Raw genomic sequence first — 14,395 nt, forward strand, 5'->3', positions numbered from 1 at the left:
CACCCAAGAGCATCGGCTTCAAAATGACCCAGCTTGCGGAGTGAACCTCTCGTTCCGCATTGCCCGGGACAGTGTTCCATGTGTAAGCGTCCGGCCTGACCGCTACCCGCGCCATTTCCAAGGCAGCAGGTCATCGACCTTTGTGATCTTGTAATCAGGGATACGGGCCAGGGTGTCGGCGAGCCAGGCATGGGGATCGATGGCGTTGAGCTTGGCTGTTTCGATCAGGGTGTAGGCGATGGCGGCGGCCTTTCCACCTGCCTCGGAACCGACGAATAGGTAGTTTTTCCGCCCGAGGGCGATGGCGCGCATGCCGCGTTCGGCGGCGTTGTTGTCGAGCTCGAGGATGCCGTTGTCGAGGTAGGGGCGCAGGCGTTCCATCCTGGTGAGGGCGTATCGGATGGCGGCCGCTAGGGGGGATTTCCCCGAGATCGTGGTGAGTTGCATGGCCAGCCAGACTTCCAGGTCATCGAAGACCGGGGCGGCATGTGCCTTACGGAGTTCGGCGCGGCGGTCCGGTGGCGAACCTCGGGCTTCCTTCTCGACGGCATAGAGCCGGGCGATGCGGCCGATGGCCTCCTCAGCGATCGGCGAACCTTGCGATCGGTGGATGTCCACGAACTTGCGCCTGACATGGGCCATGCAGGCGACCTCGCGGATGGCGCCGGAACGGTAGAGATCCTCGAACCCGGCATAGCCGTCGGCATGCATCCAGCCGCGGAAACGGGCCAGATGATCCTTGGGGTGCTGACCCTTGCGGTCGCCCGAGAAGCGATACCATGCGGCAGGCGGAGCATCGCCATCCCATGGGCGCTCATCGCGGGCATAGGTCCAGAGCCGGGCCGTCTGGGTCTTGCCGGTGCCGGGCGCCAGCATCCGCACCGGCGTATCGTCGGCGAAGATCGCCTCGGCCGACAGGACATGGCGCCCGATGGCCTCGGCCAGTGGCTCCAGAAGGGTGGTGGTCTTGCCGACCCAGTCGGCCAGGGTCGATCGGTCGAGATCGAGCCCTTCGCGGCCGAAGATCTGGCTCTGGCGATAGAGGGGAGATGGTCGGCATACTTGCTGACCAGCACATGGGCCAGCAGACCCGGCCCGGGGCGACCGCGCTCGATCGGGCGCGACGGCAGCGGGGCCTGGACGAAGCGTTCGCAGCAAGCGCAGGTCAGCCGGGGCGGACAATCCGGTTCACGATGAAGCGCCCAGGAACATACTCCAGCTCTTCCGTGACGTCCTCGCCGATCCGGCGCAGGCGACCGCCGCAATCGGCACAGGCATCGGCGCCGGGCATCAGTTCCACCTCCATCCGGGGGATATGATCCGGGATCGGACGGCGCTTGGGTTTGCCCTTCTCCTCGATGTCCGGCAGACGCATCCGCGCCGTCATCGCGGCGGCCGCGATCTCGCTGGCCTCAAGAGCCAACTGAAGCTGTTCTGCCGTCTCCGAGGACGCGCCGAACCGGTGTGCCCGGTGCCCGGCCAGTTGGTGCCGCAGCTTCTCGATCAGGATCGCCTGCGCCTTCACCTCGGCCAGAAGCCGCGCGGTGAAGCTGCGCAACTCCTCGGGATCTTCCGGCAGGGTCAGGGTCTGATCGAGCATGCAAGGAGTTTATCCCACGGGATTCCTTATGGGAATCATTCTCTTGTGGCCCCCCCTGATTATCCCGCTGCCAAGGGCCGCCACGTTCGCTCCGGGCACGCCAGTCGATCCCTTCCAGGAGCATCGACAACTGCGCCGGTGTCAGCGCCACCTTCCCTCCTTGGCCGAGGGCCAGACGAACCGGCCCGCTCCAGCCGCTTCATGAACATGCAGGCCCCCTGGCCATCCCACCAGATGACCTTCACCAGATCACCGCGACGGCCGCGGAAGACGAAGAGATGCCCGCCGAAAGGATCCTGCTTCAGCACCGCCTCGGCCTGCGCCGCCAAGGAAGCAAAGCCCTTGCGCATGTCGGTGACCCCGGCAGCCAGCCAGACCCGCGTGTTGGCCGGAACCGGGATCACGCCGAAAGTCCCCGGATCAGCCGCGCCAGCGCCTCAGGATCATAGCTGCCGCTGATCCGCATCCGGTGACCGCCCGCCAGCTCGATCTCGATGTGGTTCTCGGCGGCAGGTGCCGCCGGAGTAGACCTGGTCTCCGCGACGATCTCTACGGGCAGAAACCGCGCCTCCTCTGCTGGGGGCGCAACCGAGGTGGGGTCCGGCGCATAACGGGGATCGCGCAGCCACTTGAAGATCAGGTTCGCGTTCACCGCGTAGCGCCGCGCCACCTGAGCCACGGAAACGCCCGGCGCCGCCGTCTGGAAACAGATCGAACGCTTCTCCTCATCCGTCCAAAGTCGCTTCGTCCGACGCGCCACGCCATCACCATAGTGTCCACTATCAATGGTGGACACTATCCGCCTCTTTCACCACGCGGCAGGGCGGTCAGGCCGGACGCTTACTCCAGATGCACGGCGGGATCGGCATGACCGAGGAGTGCTTCGTCGGTCGTTATGTCCGGCGAATACTCCACAACGCTTCGCTCGTTTGATGGATGGGACGATCAGGGGAGGGGTGGCTGAGCGGCAGAGGACACATGTCACTGAGTCCTGACCAGGTGATCAAAATTGTCACTGAGAATTGACCCAGGTGGAAACCTTCCCCCTGCTCAGGCCCGGCTGTGGTCAGGTCTCATGGAGCGTGGCTCTCGAGCCGCGACATCCGGCAGTCGCCGAGATGGCCGCGACGCAGCCAGCCGGCCACCAGTTGAAACCCGCTTTGCGGCCAGTCGCGAGGCGTGTCGATCTTCACCAGCTCAGCAATGCCGAAGCCGGCCCTGTCGATCATCCGCAGCCGGGCCTTCGTGGTGAGGTTGGTGAGCGGTGCCAGAAACACGATGTTGTCGGCCACTGTCATGGAGTGCTCCAGAAACTCGGGCAGCAGGGACCACGGCGGGTTGGTGATGATCCAGTCGACTGGCTCCCGCCAGTCCAGGAAATCGCGTCCGGCTTCGATCTCGCACCACTCCCGCCGGAGGTGCCCGGGAAAGCTCTCATAGAAGGCCCCGTCGCCGCGCGCCGGGTCGAGTAGCGTGCCCTGCAGGTGGGGCGCAAAATGAGCGCAGATTTCTTGTGCAAGCGCAGGCGGCGTCATCACACGATCACGGTCGGCGCTATTGGGGGCGGGGATCAGCCGGCGCTTGCCTCGCAGAGGCGCGATCGGAGACCGGAAGCCGAGGAGCGAAGCATAGCCGCGCAGTGAGGCCAGTTCACCCTGCATCCGCTTCTCAATCCTGATGATCACCGGCCGACTGATCTTCAAGCGTTCCGCCACCTCCGCCTGGGTCATGCCTTGGCGGCGGCGCAGCGTCGCCAGCCCTGCGCCCGCCTCAAGCGTCGGGTGCGGCACCCAAGACCAGCCGAGATCGAGATGCGGCAAGCAGCGGGACAGGCTGCCGATGGTGCCGCCACCGCGCATGATCTTGCGCAGCGTGGGAGTTGAGATGCCGCTCTGCCGGGCAAGGGTGGTCCGTGTCAGGTCGAGGCGCTGCGTCTGCGCGGCGAAAATAGGAGTCAGCGGCAAGGCGGAACCGGAAGAAACAAATTGTGACAAACGAGCAAAGCATTCGTGACACGCGGAAGAGGTGGGCGCAACGGGTCTGCCTCGCAACGCGATCAGCAAAAGCAGATCATAGCTTAAAAAAGTGCCAAATCCGTCCAAGGAATGGGGAGTAGCTCAGACGGCGTGCATGGTTGCGTCGCTTTCATGACGAACTTGGCCCACAATGCTTCCTTCCATTCCTGAGATAGGATCGCACCATCAAACCGTGGGATCAAATACATAGCCAAGGATAAGCTGAAGCCGAAATGTGGTGGTTAGCGTAATGAATTACCGCCCGCGTTCGCTAACACGTGAAATTATTCTTAACCCAGCGGTAATTTTGGCTTCAGTTATCGACCCATAACCCAGGCGGAAATACGGGCACGGCTCCGGGGGCATCTCGAAAAAAACCGCTCCGGGTTCGATCAGCACACTGTGGTTGCGTAATTCCGCAGCTAATTTTGTGCTGTCACTGCCGTCTTTTCCCTTTAGCCACACGCTGGAACCTCCGCTCGACGCAGCGCCGGCTATCTCAAGTCGGGTCTCTGCAACAGCATCCTCGAGCACTGCGCGTCGCAACTTCATCGTTTCTCGCAGCCTCACGATATGTGTATCGTAATATCCAAGCGCCAAGAAATAGGCGGTGATGCGCTGAAGGTGTCCTGGCGGATGACGCAGGATAAATGAACGTAGAATACGCGCCTGGGCGATCAATGCAGCGGGTGCAACCATGTAGCCAATTCGCAGGCCGGGAAACAGGGATTTCGAAAAGCTTCCAAGGTAGATGACTCGCCCACTCACATCCAGAGACTTCAGCGCCGGGACGGGAGGCGCGAGATATGACATTTCGAAATCGTAGTCGTCCTCGATGATCAGAAAATCATCTGCGCTGGCGCGGGCAATCAGGTCCCGGCGACGCTCCAGTGGCATTGTGCTGCCGGTTGGAACCTGATGACTGGGCGTGACGATCACCAGCCGCGTATTGGCCGGCAGATCAGCGGGATTCAGTCCCAGCGAGTCAACGGGCAGAAAAGTCGTGGGGCTGTAGGCGCGACGGAGCGTTTCAGCAAAATCCGGATAACCCGGTTCTTCCGTCACAGCAATCCTGTCTGCGCGGGCGAGTAATTCGACAGCCAAAAATAGGGCGTTTTGCGATCCCAAAGTAATCAACACCTCGTCATGAGAGGCGTTGATGCCACGACGTGGGAGCGTGTTGGAACAAATGTAATCGACCAGAAGCGGGTCATCGGCACCATAACGATCAGCCGATAAATCCGCGAAGTCCCGCGACCCAAGGGCGCGGCGCGCGCAGTCGCGCCATGCATTGTTGTCGAACAGCGACGGATCCGTCTGGCCGAAGATAAACGGGTATTTGTAACTGCGCCAGTCGATCGGCTTGCTGATCGTCCGCCGCGGCAACTGGTGATCTGATAGCCATTCCCCCCAATCCGGTGGCTGGGCGATTATGCGATGCTTCGGGGGCGGCTCCGACAGTTCCAGGCGCCGATGCGGCACAGTCGCCGCGACGGTGATCGCGGACCGAGGCTGCGCTTCAAGGTAACCCTGTCCGATCAGATCCTGATAGACCAACGTCACCGTCATTCGCGAAATCCCCAACGCCGTGGCCAATTGGCGCGTGGAAGGAAGACGCGTCCCCGGGCGCGCCCGACTGTCGAGAATGGCGCGAACAACTGCCGCCGCGAGACGCCCCTGCAGGGTTGGCGCCTCATCATCGCGCAAGATGACGGTTTCTAGGGAAAGGCGGTTGGTCATCTGGACCTATATTCTGGCTCAACTGGTCATACCGTTCCTGGTCCCGACCTGCAACATTATGTCGCACGGCAAAGAAGCGCGACCAACGCGAGACGACAACACACAGGGAGTTTTCCAATGACATCCATGACACGCCTGCTGACCGGCACTGCTGCCGTCCTGTTCCTGACATTGCCTGCCGTCGCGGCCGAATACCGGATCGCGGTAGGCGACGGCGCCGGCGGAACCCAAGAAGCATTGGGTAAGGCTTTCGTCGCGGCGCTCGAGGAGCAATCCGGTGGCAAGATGAACGGAAAGCTGTTCGTGAACGGTCAACTCGGGGACGAACAGGACACGGTAACCGCCGCCGCCACGGGCACGCTGGACTTCTCGATCCTCGCCATCAACAACATCACGCCGTTCTCACCCTCGGTGGGCACGCTGACCCTTCCCTACGTCATTCTCAGCCAGGAAGACGCCGAGAAGGTCACGCAAGGTGATGTCGGGCAGCAGATGATCGAGCAGACCATCGAGGATGCAGGCGTGCGCATTATCGGCTGGGGGTATTCGGGCTTCCGCGTGCTGACCAACTCGAAGAAGCCGGTATCCACCGTAGCCGATCTGCAGGGACTGGTGATCCGGGTTCCGAAAAACGAGATCATGATCGAGACCTACAAAAGCTGGGGTATCAGCCCGACGCCGATGGCATGGGGTGAAACCTTCGCGGCGCTCCAGCAGAAGGTCGTCGACGGTCAGGACAACCCCTTCATGACCGTCTACGCGATGAAATTCGACGAGGTTCAGAAATATATCACTGACCTTCACTATCTGTTCTCGATCGAGCCGCTGATCGTCTCGGAGGCGCTGTTCACGAGCCTCAGCGACGAGGAGCAGGCGCAGGTTTTGGCAGCCGGCGAGGCAGCCACAAAAGCATCGTCCGAGTTCCTGCGCGCGGAAGAAGCAAAGATCAAAGAAGAGCTGGTAAGCCGCGGCATGGAAATCACCGAGCCTGCAGATGATGAGCAAGAATTCATGAAGCTCGCCACCGAAGCAGTCTGGCCGCAGTTCTATGACCAGATTGGCGGCAAAGAGGTCTTGGACAATGTCCTGACCTCGCTGGGTCGAGAGCCGGCGGCCGAGTGATCTTTCGGGCGCGAGGGCTGAAGCCCTGCGCCCTACCCCCTCCCCATGATTCCACCCTGCTCTCCACCGGAGGCCTGTCATGTCTGCGCTCTGGTCTTTTTTCGACAAGTTCGAAAGCCACGTTTGCCGCGTTCTCCTTGCCGTTTTTGTGGTGCTTCTGTTTGTGCAGATCGTTGCTCGCCAGATCTTCGGCTTCTCGATCACCTGGATCGAAGAGTTGTCCGTTATCTTGTTCGTCTGGTTTGCATATTTCGGTGCGTCCTATGCGGCTCGCATGGCCGCGCATAACCGGGTCACGTTCCAGTTCAATGCTCTGCCGCGCTCCAGGGCCCGCGTGTTCGAGTCGCTTGGCGACCTGTTCTGGATTGGCTTCAATCTCGTTTTCATCTGGCAGTCGATCAGCTTCATCAGCCGGCTGAAGCCGTTCGTGAAGGCCCAGACGCTGGGGTGGGAAATGCGCTGGGTCTATATGGCGCTCCCCATCGCCTTTGCGCTGATGACGATCCGCATCCTGCAAGTGAATTACATGAAGCTCGTTCTCGGTATCGACCCCCGTGATCCGGACAAGGTCGAGGTGGAGGACATGCTCGAGCTTGCTGAAGACGAGCAGCGCGCATTCGAGCAGAGGAAAAACTGATGGACGATCTGCTTATCGAGATCCTGTTCGGCTCCTTTTTCGGACTGATGCTGCTGGGCGCGCCGATCACTGTGGCACTGGGCGTCGCCTCACTGGCCGCGATGTACTACCTGGGCGACAACCCCATCAAGATGGTCCAGATGGCTTGGTCATCTGTGGGATCGTTCCCGCTGATGGCGCTGCCCGCCTTTATTCTGGCTGGGGCACTGATGGAGGCTGCGGGCCTGTCGCGCCGGCTGATCAACGTGGCCGAAAGCCTTGCCGGCCCGTTTACCGGTGGATTGTCGGCCGCCACGGTGGTCGCTTGTCTGTTCTTCGGCGCGATCTCTGGATCGGGCCCTGCAACCACAGCAGCCGTCGGGATGCTGATGATCCCCGCGATGGTGCGGCAGGGCTACGGCCCAGGCTACGCAGCTTCCGTCACTGCCGCGGCTGGCGGTCTGGGCATCATCATCCCTCCGTCCATTCCAATGGTGATCTTTGGCATCTCTGCCATGGGGATGCAGGCGCCGCCTGAGGCTGTTGAGACATACGGGCCATTTCAGTCGGTCTCCATCTCCAAGCTGTTCATTGCCGGATTTCTTCCCGGCGTGGTCATGGCGGGTGGGCTTCTCGTCATGAACTATCTGCGCTGCCGGTTGCGTGGCTTCAACGGCTCCGCCGAGCCGCTGTCGCTGCACAAGGTCGCCTGTGCCTGCTATCAGGGTTTTTGGGCGCTCCTCGCCCCCATTGTGATCTTGGGTGGCATCTACAGCGGTTTCTTCACGCCGACCGAAGCTGCCATCGTCGCGATTTTCTACACCCTGTTTGTGGGTGGCGTGATCTATCGCGAGCTTGACCTGCGCGAGATGATCAAGGCGCTGGACACGACCACATGGCTGTCCGGCCGGGTGCTGCTGGTGCTCTTCACGGCCACCATCTTTGGTCGCATTCTCGTTGAAAACGACATTCCCGGGATCATCGCGGGCGGCATCCTGTCGCTGACGACGAACCTCTATGTCATCTGGGCAATGGTCATCGGCCTGCTCCTGATCGTCGGGATGTTCATGGAAACCCTGGCCGCGATCATGATCCTCGTCCCGGTGATGCTGCCGGTCGCCTACATGATGGGCATCGACCCGATCCATTTCGGGATCGTCATGATCTGCACCCTCTCGGTCGGGTTCCAGACACCTCCACTCGGCGAAAACCTGTTTATCGCATCAGGCATCTCGGGCGTGTCAATCGAACGCATCAGCCTTCGCGCGCTTCCCTTCGCCGCCGCATCTGTCACCGCCATCTTCATCATCGCGTCATTCCCGGCTCTCTCTCTGTGGCTGCCGCGCATGATGGGTTACTAATCAAGGAGTTAACCCATGTCCCGCAAACTGACCGCCAGCGATCTGAAGGATACCTTCGACGCTTTCAACCGGCACGACATCGACGGTGTCATGACCCACTTCGCCGATGACTGCGTGTTCTACACGGTTGCCGGCGACAACGAATACGGCACCCGGATCGAGGGCAAGGAGGCCATTGCCAAGGCTTTCGAGGGGGTGTGGACGACGATGCCGGATGTGCAGTGGGATAACCACAGCCATTTCCTGTCCGAAGATGGCAGCCGCGGCGTCAGCCAGTGGACCTTCCGCGCCACCAACCCCGACGGCACCCGAACCGAGGTTCAGGGCGTGGACCTGTTCCGCATCCGGGATGGCAAGCTGGTCGAAAAGCAGGCGATCCGGAAGCAACGGCCGCCAGTTGAGGTGAAGTGAGGCAATCATGCAGGCAATTGGAAAACTCCGCGGATCGCGCCCCTATAACGCGCTCTACGATCCGATGACGGACAAAACAGTCGGTCCCGGCAGTGACTATGCCCCCACCTACTGGATGGCGACCGCCGGGCCGCTGCCCGAGGACGACGGGCCTGTCACAGGCGATATGGAGGCCGACGTGGTGGTCATCGGATCGGGTTACACCGGGCTTTCGACCGCGCTGCACCTGGCGAAGATGCACGGCATCAAGGCCGTGGTGCTCGAGGCAAACGGCGTCGCTTATGGCTGCTCTACCCGCAACGGCGGACAGGCGCAGGTCAGCGCCGGTCGGCTGAAGCGCAGCCAGTGGATCGACCGCTGGGGCCTTGATGTCGCCAAGCGCCTGCATGCTGAGGTCGTCGAGGGGTTTGAGTTGTTCCGCGGCCTGATCCGCGACCATGACATCGACTGCCAGCCGCAGGATGGCGGCCACTACTACATCGCACATAAGGCATCGATGATGCCGGTGCTGGAAAAGGAAGCAAAGCTGCTCCGCGAGACGTTCGGTTATGGCGCCAGTGTGCTGAGCCGCGACGAGTTGCACCAGACGGTTGCCCGCGAAATGGAGGCGCACGGGGCGATGTGGGAGCCCGATGGCGTCGCTGTTCATGCAGCCAAACTTGCCTTTGGCTATCTGCGCATCGCGCGCGAACTGGGTGCCAAGATCCATACTGACAGCCCGGTGACGGCTTGGGAGTATCGCGACGGCGTCCATCATCTGCGCACGCCCGGAGGCACCGTCAGGGCCCGCCGGGTCGCGGTGGCCACAGCCGCCTATGCGCCGCGGACGCTCCATCCGCGGCTGAAGGACCGGCTGATGCCGATCATGTCGAACAGCATTGTCACGCGCGTCTTGACGGCGTCGGAGCTTGACGTGGTCGGCATCCGCAAAACGTCACCCCTGACCGACACGCGAACGCTGCGCCATTACTACCGCCTGCTGCCCGACAACCGACTGCAGATCGGCTCGCGCGCCGCGATCACTGGCCGTGATGCTGCCAACCCTGCGCATCTGAAGGGGCTTCGAGAGGGAATGGCGCGCAAGTTCCCGGCTCTGCGCGAGGTCGAGCTGGATTATTCTTGGTGGGGCTGGGTGGATGTCAGCCATGACATGATGCCGCGCATCACCGGCCTGCCCGACCTGCCGGGCGCCTACTATGCGTTGGGATATGGCGGCAACGGCGTGATGTATTCCGCAATGGCCGGACGACGCATGGCGCAACTTGTGGCGGGCGAACGAGTGCCTGACCTGCCGATTTTCAACAACGAGCTGCCTCACGAGGGCTGGAAAACGCCGTTCCGGCGCTTGGGCCAGCGTGGGCTGTATCACCTTTATCAATTCCGAGATGAGCGCAAATAAGGAGCGACACCATGAAAATGACCACCGAAGAGGCCTTCGTCAAAGTTCTTCAGATGCACGGGATCGAGCATGCTTTCGGGATTATCGGCTCGGCAATGATGCCGGTGTCGGATCTGTTCCCGAAGGCGGGCATCACGTTCTGGGACACCGCGCACGAAACCAACGCCGGCATGATGGCGGACGGGTTTACCCGCTCTACCGGCAAGATGTCGATGGCCATTGCCCAGAACGGTCCCGGTGTGACCGGCTTTGTCACCGCAATCAAGACTGCCTATTGGAACCATACTCCGCTGCTCTTGGTGACACCCCAGGCCGGCAACCGCACCATTGGACAGGGCGGCTTCCAAGAGATGGAGCAGATGCGGCTGTTTGCCGATGCTGTCGCCTATCAGGAAGAGGTGCGCGATCCGAACCGCATCCCCGAGGTGCTGAACCGGGTGATCATGCAGGCCTGGCGCAACAGCGCGCCCGCGCAGATCAACATCCCCCGCGACTACTGGACCCAGGTGATCGACGTCGAACTGCCGCAGATCGTCGCCTTCGAGCGTCCTGCCGGGGGCGAGCAGGCCGTGGCCAATGCGGCCAAGCTGCTGAGCGAGGCTAAGTTCCCGGTCATCCTTTCGGGTGCTGGCGTGGTTCTTGGCGGCGCGATCCCCGATCTGGTGAAGTTGGCCGAGCGTCTGGATGCCCCGGTCGCCTCGAACTACCAGCACAATGACAGCTTCCCGGGCAGCCACCCGCTGGCGGTGGGCCCTTTGGGCTATAACGGCAGCAAGGCGGCGATGGAGTTGATCGCCAAGGCGGATGTGGTTCTTGCCCTCGGCACGCGGCTGAACCCGTTCTCGACCCTGCCAGGCTACGGCATCGACTACTGGCCCAAGGACGCAAAGATCATCCAGGTCGACATCAACGCCGACCGTATCGGCCTGACCAAGAAGGTCACCGTCGGTATTCAGGGCGATGCAGGCAAGGTGGCGCGCGCCATCCTCGCGCAGCTCGACAGCCATGCCGGCGATGCCGGACGGCAGGATCGCCGGGACCTGCTCAGCACCACGAAAAGCCGTTGGGCGCAGGAGCTGTCCTCACTGGACCATGAGCAGGATGATCCGGGCACTGAATGGAATGCCGAAGCGCGAGAGCGCGACAGTGAGTTGATGTCGCCACGCCAGGCCTGGCGGGCGATCATGCAGGCGGTGCCTGCCGACGCCATCGTCAGTTCGGATATCGGCAACAACTGCGCCATCGGCAACGCCTACCCCACCTTCGAGCAGGGGCGGAAATATCTCGCTCCCGGCCTGTTTGGTCCGTGCGGTTACGGCTTTCCATCGATCCTTGGGGCCAAGATCGGCAATCCCGACACGCCGGTGATCGGCTTCGCCGGCGATGGCGCTTTCGGGATCTCGATGAACGAGATGACGGCGTGCGGCCGCGAGGACTGGCCGGCCATCACCATGGTCATTTTCCGCAATTATCAGTGGGGCGCGGAAAAGCGGAACACGACGCTGTGGTACGACAACAACTTCGTCGGCACCGAACTGGACCGCGACACCTCCTATGCAGGGATTGCCAAAGCCTGTGGGTTGGAAGGTGTCGTCGTGCGCAGTGCCGAGGAACTGACCCATGAGCTGCACGACGCGGTCGAGCGGCAAATGAAAGAGGGCAAGACCACCTTCATCGAGGTTCTGCTGAATCAGGAGTTGGGTGAGCCGTTCCGCCGCGACGCAATGAAAGCGCCGGTCGAGGTGGCAGGAATCGATGCCGCCGACATGCGCCCGCAACAGGGCGCCGTCTGACATGTCCGCGGCTTGGCGGCATGCGCCGCCAGGCCGCTCTCCACGGGAGTGCCTCCATGACGAGCTTTACTGCGCGCCTGACCGGCGTCGATACGATGAAAGAGATCTTTCCTGGGTTCGCCGTCTCGGTTCTCGTCGCCATTACCGCGCAGTTCTTGTCAGAACACTACGGCGCGCCGGCAATGCTGTTGGCGTTGTTGCTGGGGCTGGCGCTAAATTTTCTATCCGAGGAGGGCGCTCGGACCGCGCCGGGCGTCGCCGTTACGGCGCGCACCGTTTTGCGCCTTGGGGTGGCCTTGCTGGGTGCGCGCATCAGCGTGAACATGCTTGCCGAACTCGGCGGGCCTGCCATTGCACTTGTGATCAGTGGGGTAGTCCTGACCATTGGTTTTGCACTGCTCGCAAGCCGGTTTGTCGGTCGCAGTTGGCGCTTCGCTCTCCTGACCGGCGGTTCTGTCGCGATCTGCGGCGCATCAGCGGCGATGGCTATTGCCGCAGTCCTGCCGAAACATGAGAAGTCCGAACGCGATCTGGTCTTTACCGTGCTGTGTGTCACCGTGCTCTCGACAGTCGCGATGGTCGTTTATCCAATGCTGTCGGAAATCTTCGAATTCAACGCCCGCGACTCCGGTGTTTTCCTTGGCGGCACCATTCATGACGTCGCTCAGGTCGTTGGCGCTGGCTTTTCTGTCGGCGAAGAGACTGGCGAGACCGCTACGCTTGTGAAATTGATCCGCGTGTCAATGCTGGCACCGGTCGTTCTTGGCTTCTCGGTCGCCATCCGGCAGATGGGCGCCAGCGACCTTTCCTCCGGAAAGAAGCCGCCGCTTCTGCCCGGCTTTGTCATCGGCTTTCTGGCGCTCGCGGCGGTGAATTCGTTCGGGCTGATCCCGCAGATACTTGCCGAAGGGGCGGGTGCATTGTCGCGGTGGGCGTTGCTGGTCGCAATTGCCGCAGTGGGGATCAAGACGTCGCTCGGCCGGATGGTCGAGGTGGGCGCTGGCGCCATCGGTCTTATGGTCGCTGAAACGATCTTCCTCGGCGCGTTTATCGTCATCGGACTGCATCTCATGGGCTGACGCGGCACATCCCTTTGCGGCTGAACGACCGTCGCAAACCTTAGCTCGCAGCCCCGCCGCAGTCTCTCAGTCTGTCGCGCTTTCTGAAAGGTCACACCCCATGAAGCCGCTCGAACGCATTTTCGACACCGCCCGCGCCCATCCTCGCCACATTATCTTACCTGAAGGCAATGATCCGCGCGTTGTCGAAGCCGCTATCCGGCTCACCGAACTGCGCTTGGCGCGCATCACATTGATGAATGGACCTGATTTGCCCGGCGTGGCCACGCTTAACCCGGCCGAAGCGGCCGATCTGGTCGAGCTTTCGACGCACTGGCACGAAATGCGGGCGGGAAAAGGACTGACGGCGGAGCAAGCCCTTGAAGATATGCGCGACCCAATCCGTCAAGCGGCAATGAGAGTTCGTTTGGGTAAGGCTGACGGGACCGTGGGCGGTGCCGTAGCTACAACGGCTGACACGGTCCGTGCAGCGCTGCAAATCATTGGACGCGCCCCGGATGCAAGCATCGTCAGCAGCTTCTTTTTGATGCTCTCCTGCACGCCTGAGGCACCGATCAAGGGTGGCATGGTGTTTGCAGACTGCGGGTTGGTAATTGCGCCGGACGCGCAAGAGCTGGCAGCTATTGCACGCTCGGCGGCGCTGTCCTGCCGGCAGCTCCTGAACGAGACGCCGCGCGTCGCGCTGCTGTCATTTTCGACGGCAGGTTCCGCCAATCATCCCAGCATAACGCGCATCCGCGAAGCTTTGACGCTGATCCGTGAGGCCGAGCCAGATCTGGAAGTTGATGGGGAACTACAATTCGATGCTGCCCTCCATGACGCAGTCCGCGCCAAAAAAGCGTCAGGCAGTAGGCTGAGCGGTCGCCCCAACGTCTTCATCTTTCCCGACCTTGCTTCGGGCAATATCGGATATAAGATCGCTCAGCACCTCGGAGGTCTGAACGCGATTGGACCAATCCTGCAGGGCTTGGCAAAGCCTGCGAACGATCTATCACGAGCATGTTCCGTCGACGATATCATCGCGGCGACTGCGGTTACCGCTGTGCAGGTTGACCAGCCATCATTGCACAAACCGAGCGGTGGCTTCAGTCCTGCGATGCAGAGCGGCCGTTGATGGGAATGAGCCGGCCTACATCGGCGCTGGCGGTCGCAGTCCCTCACTGAACCAAATGAACATAGGTTCACCCGCCTGATAGGCCGGGCGAGATCAAAGGGCTGAAACAAACGTCGGTCCAGACGCTCATCAAGACCTGTCTTCA

Annotated in this window: 11 protein-coding genes and 2 pseudogenes; 8 read left to right on the top strand and 5 right to left on the bottom strand. The window is 61.7% G+C overall.

What is annotated here, in order from left to right:
• Window positions 1-102: 102 nt before the first annotated feature.
• The 5 genes and pseudogenes from tnpC to pdxR all read right to left on the bottom strand — a co-directional run bounded on the left by tnpC (window position 103) and on the right by pdxR (window position 5,355).
• A pseudogene (tnpC, locus tag CYR75_RS15420) lies at window positions 103-1,600 on the bottom strand (IS66 family transposase).
• Window positions 1,601-1,659: 59 nt separating this feature from the next.
• A pseudogene (gene tnpB / locus CYR75_RS15425) lies at window positions 1,660-2,004 on the bottom strand (IS66 family insertion sequence element accessory protein TnpB).
• Window positions 2,001-2,396 (bottom strand): IS66-like element accessory protein TnpA, encoded by a 396-nt coding sequence (gene tnpA, locus CYR75_RS15430; RefSeq protein ID WP_101498326.1) that lies wholly within the window; start codon window positions 2,394-2,396, stop codon window positions 2,001-2,003. Before tnpA ends, tnpB begins: the two are co-directional and overlap by 4 nt.
• Before the next feature lie 277 nt (window positions 2,397-2,673).
• Complete coding sequence (locus tag CYR75_RS15435) at window positions 2,674-3,702, bottom strand: helix-turn-helix domain-containing protein (RefSeq protein ID WP_158644696.1); 1,029 nt, start codon at window positions 3,700-3,702, stop codon at window positions 2,674-2,676.
• A 168-nt stretch (window positions 3,703-3,870) separates the two neighbouring features.
• Window positions 3,871-5,355 (bottom strand): MocR-like pyridoxine biosynthesis transcription factor PdxR, encoded by a 1,485-nt coding sequence (gene pdxR / locus CYR75_RS15440; protein ID WP_101501147.1) that lies wholly within the window; start codon window positions 5,353-5,355, stop codon window positions 3,871-3,873.
• A 117-nt stretch (window positions 5,356-5,472) separates the two neighbouring features.
• Between pdxR and CYR75_RS15445 the strand changes: the two genes are divergently transcribed.
• The 8 genes from CYR75_RS15445 (at window position 5,473) to pta (ending at window position 14,250) form a co-directional block, all read left to right on the top strand.
• Window positions 5,473-6,477, top strand: a complete 1,005-nt coding sequence (locus CYR75_RS15445) for a TRAP transporter substrate-binding protein (RefSeq protein WP_101501148.1) — start codon at window positions 5,473-5,475, stop codon at window positions 6,475-6,477.
• 79 nt (window positions 6,478-6,556) lie between these two features.
• The gene (locus tag CYR75_RS15450; RefSeq protein WP_101501149.1) at window positions 6,557-7,114 is read left to right on the top strand and encodes a TRAP transporter small permease; all 558 of its coding nucleotides are present in this window, start codon (window positions 6,557-6,559) and stop codon (window positions 7,112-7,114) included.
• Window positions 7,114-8,454, top strand: coding sequence for a TRAP transporter large permease (locus CYR75_RS15455; RefSeq protein WP_101501150.1), 1,341 nt, complete (start codon window positions 7,114-7,116; stop codon window positions 8,452-8,454). The genes CYR75_RS15450 and CYR75_RS15455 overlap by 1 nt, the downstream gene beginning before the upstream one ends.
• Window positions 8,455-8,469: 15 nt before the next feature.
• Window positions 8,470-8,865, top strand: coding sequence for a nuclear transport factor 2 family protein (locus CYR75_RS15460; protein ID WP_101501151.1), 396 nt, complete (start codon window positions 8,470-8,472; stop codon window positions 8,863-8,865).
• Window positions 8,866-8,872: 7 nt separating this feature from the next.
• A complete protein-coding gene (locus tag CYR75_RS15465) occupies window positions 8,873-10,264 on the top strand; it encodes an NAD(P)/FAD-dependent oxidoreductase (protein ID WP_101501152.1) in 1,392 nt (463 codons plus the stop codon).
• Between the two features lie 11 nt (window positions 10,265-10,275).
• A complete protein-coding gene (gene xsc, locus CYR75_RS15470; RefSeq protein ID WP_101501153.1) occupies window positions 10,276-12,057 on the top strand; it encodes a sulfoacetaldehyde acetyltransferase in 1,782 nt (593 codons plus the stop codon).
• Window positions 12,058-12,113: 56 nt separating this feature from the next.
• Window positions 12,114-13,136, top strand: coding sequence for a YeiH family protein (locus CYR75_RS15475; RefSeq protein ID WP_101501201.1), 1,023 nt, complete (start codon window positions 12,114-12,116; stop codon window positions 13,134-13,136).
• A gap of 100 nt (window positions 13,137-13,236) precedes the next feature.
• Window positions 13,237-14,250, top strand: coding sequence for a phosphate acetyltransferase (gene pta, locus CYR75_RS15480; RefSeq protein ID WP_101501154.1), 1,014 nt, complete (start codon window positions 13,237-13,239; stop codon window positions 14,248-14,250).
• Window positions 14,251-14,395 lie beyond the last annotated feature (145 nt).

Source organism: Paracoccus jeotgali (assembly GCF_002865605.1).
GTDB classification, from domain to species: Bacteria; Pseudomonadota; Alphaproteobacteria; order Rhodobacterales; family Rhodobacteraceae; genus Paracoccus; species Paracoccus jeotgali.

What these genes read in the sequence shown, in the direction of transcription:
- pdxR (WP_101501147.1), bottom strand. Translation starts at nt 5,355, where the DNA reads ATGACCAACCGCCTTTCCCTAGAAACCGTCATCTTGCGCGATGATGAG.
- CYR75_RS15445 (WP_101501148.1), top strand. Translation starts at nt 5,473, where the DNA reads ATGACATCCATGACACGCCTGCTGACCGGCACTGCTGCCGTCCTGTTC.
- pta (WP_101501154.1), top strand. Translation starts at nt 13,237, where the DNA reads ATGAAGCCGCTCGAACGCATTTTCGACACCGCCCGCGCCCATCCTCGC.
- CYR75_RS15475 (WP_101501201.1), top strand. Translation starts at nt 12,114, where the DNA reads ATGACGAGCTTTACTGCGCGCCTGACCGGCGTCGATACGATGAAAGAG.
- xsc (WP_101501153.1), top strand. Translation starts at nt 10,276, where the DNA reads ATGAAAATGACCACCGAAGAGGCCTTCGTCAAAGTTCTTCAGATGCAC.
- CYR75_RS15460 (WP_101501151.1), top strand. Translation starts at nt 8,470, where the DNA reads ATGTCCCGCAAACTGACCGCCAGCGATCTGAAGGATACCTTCGACGCT.
- CYR75_RS15455 (WP_101501150.1), top strand. Translation starts at nt 7,114, where the DNA reads ATGGACGATCTGCTTATCGAGATCCTGTTCGGCTCCTTTTTCGGACTG.
- CYR75_RS15465 (WP_101501152.1), top strand. Translation starts at nt 8,873, where the DNA reads ATGCAGGCAATTGGAAAACTCCGCGGATCGCGCCCCTATAACGCGCTC.
- CYR75_RS15450 (WP_101501149.1), top strand. Translation starts at nt 6,557, where the DNA reads ATGTCTGCGCTCTGGTCTTTTTTCGACAAGTTCGAAAGCCACGTTTGC.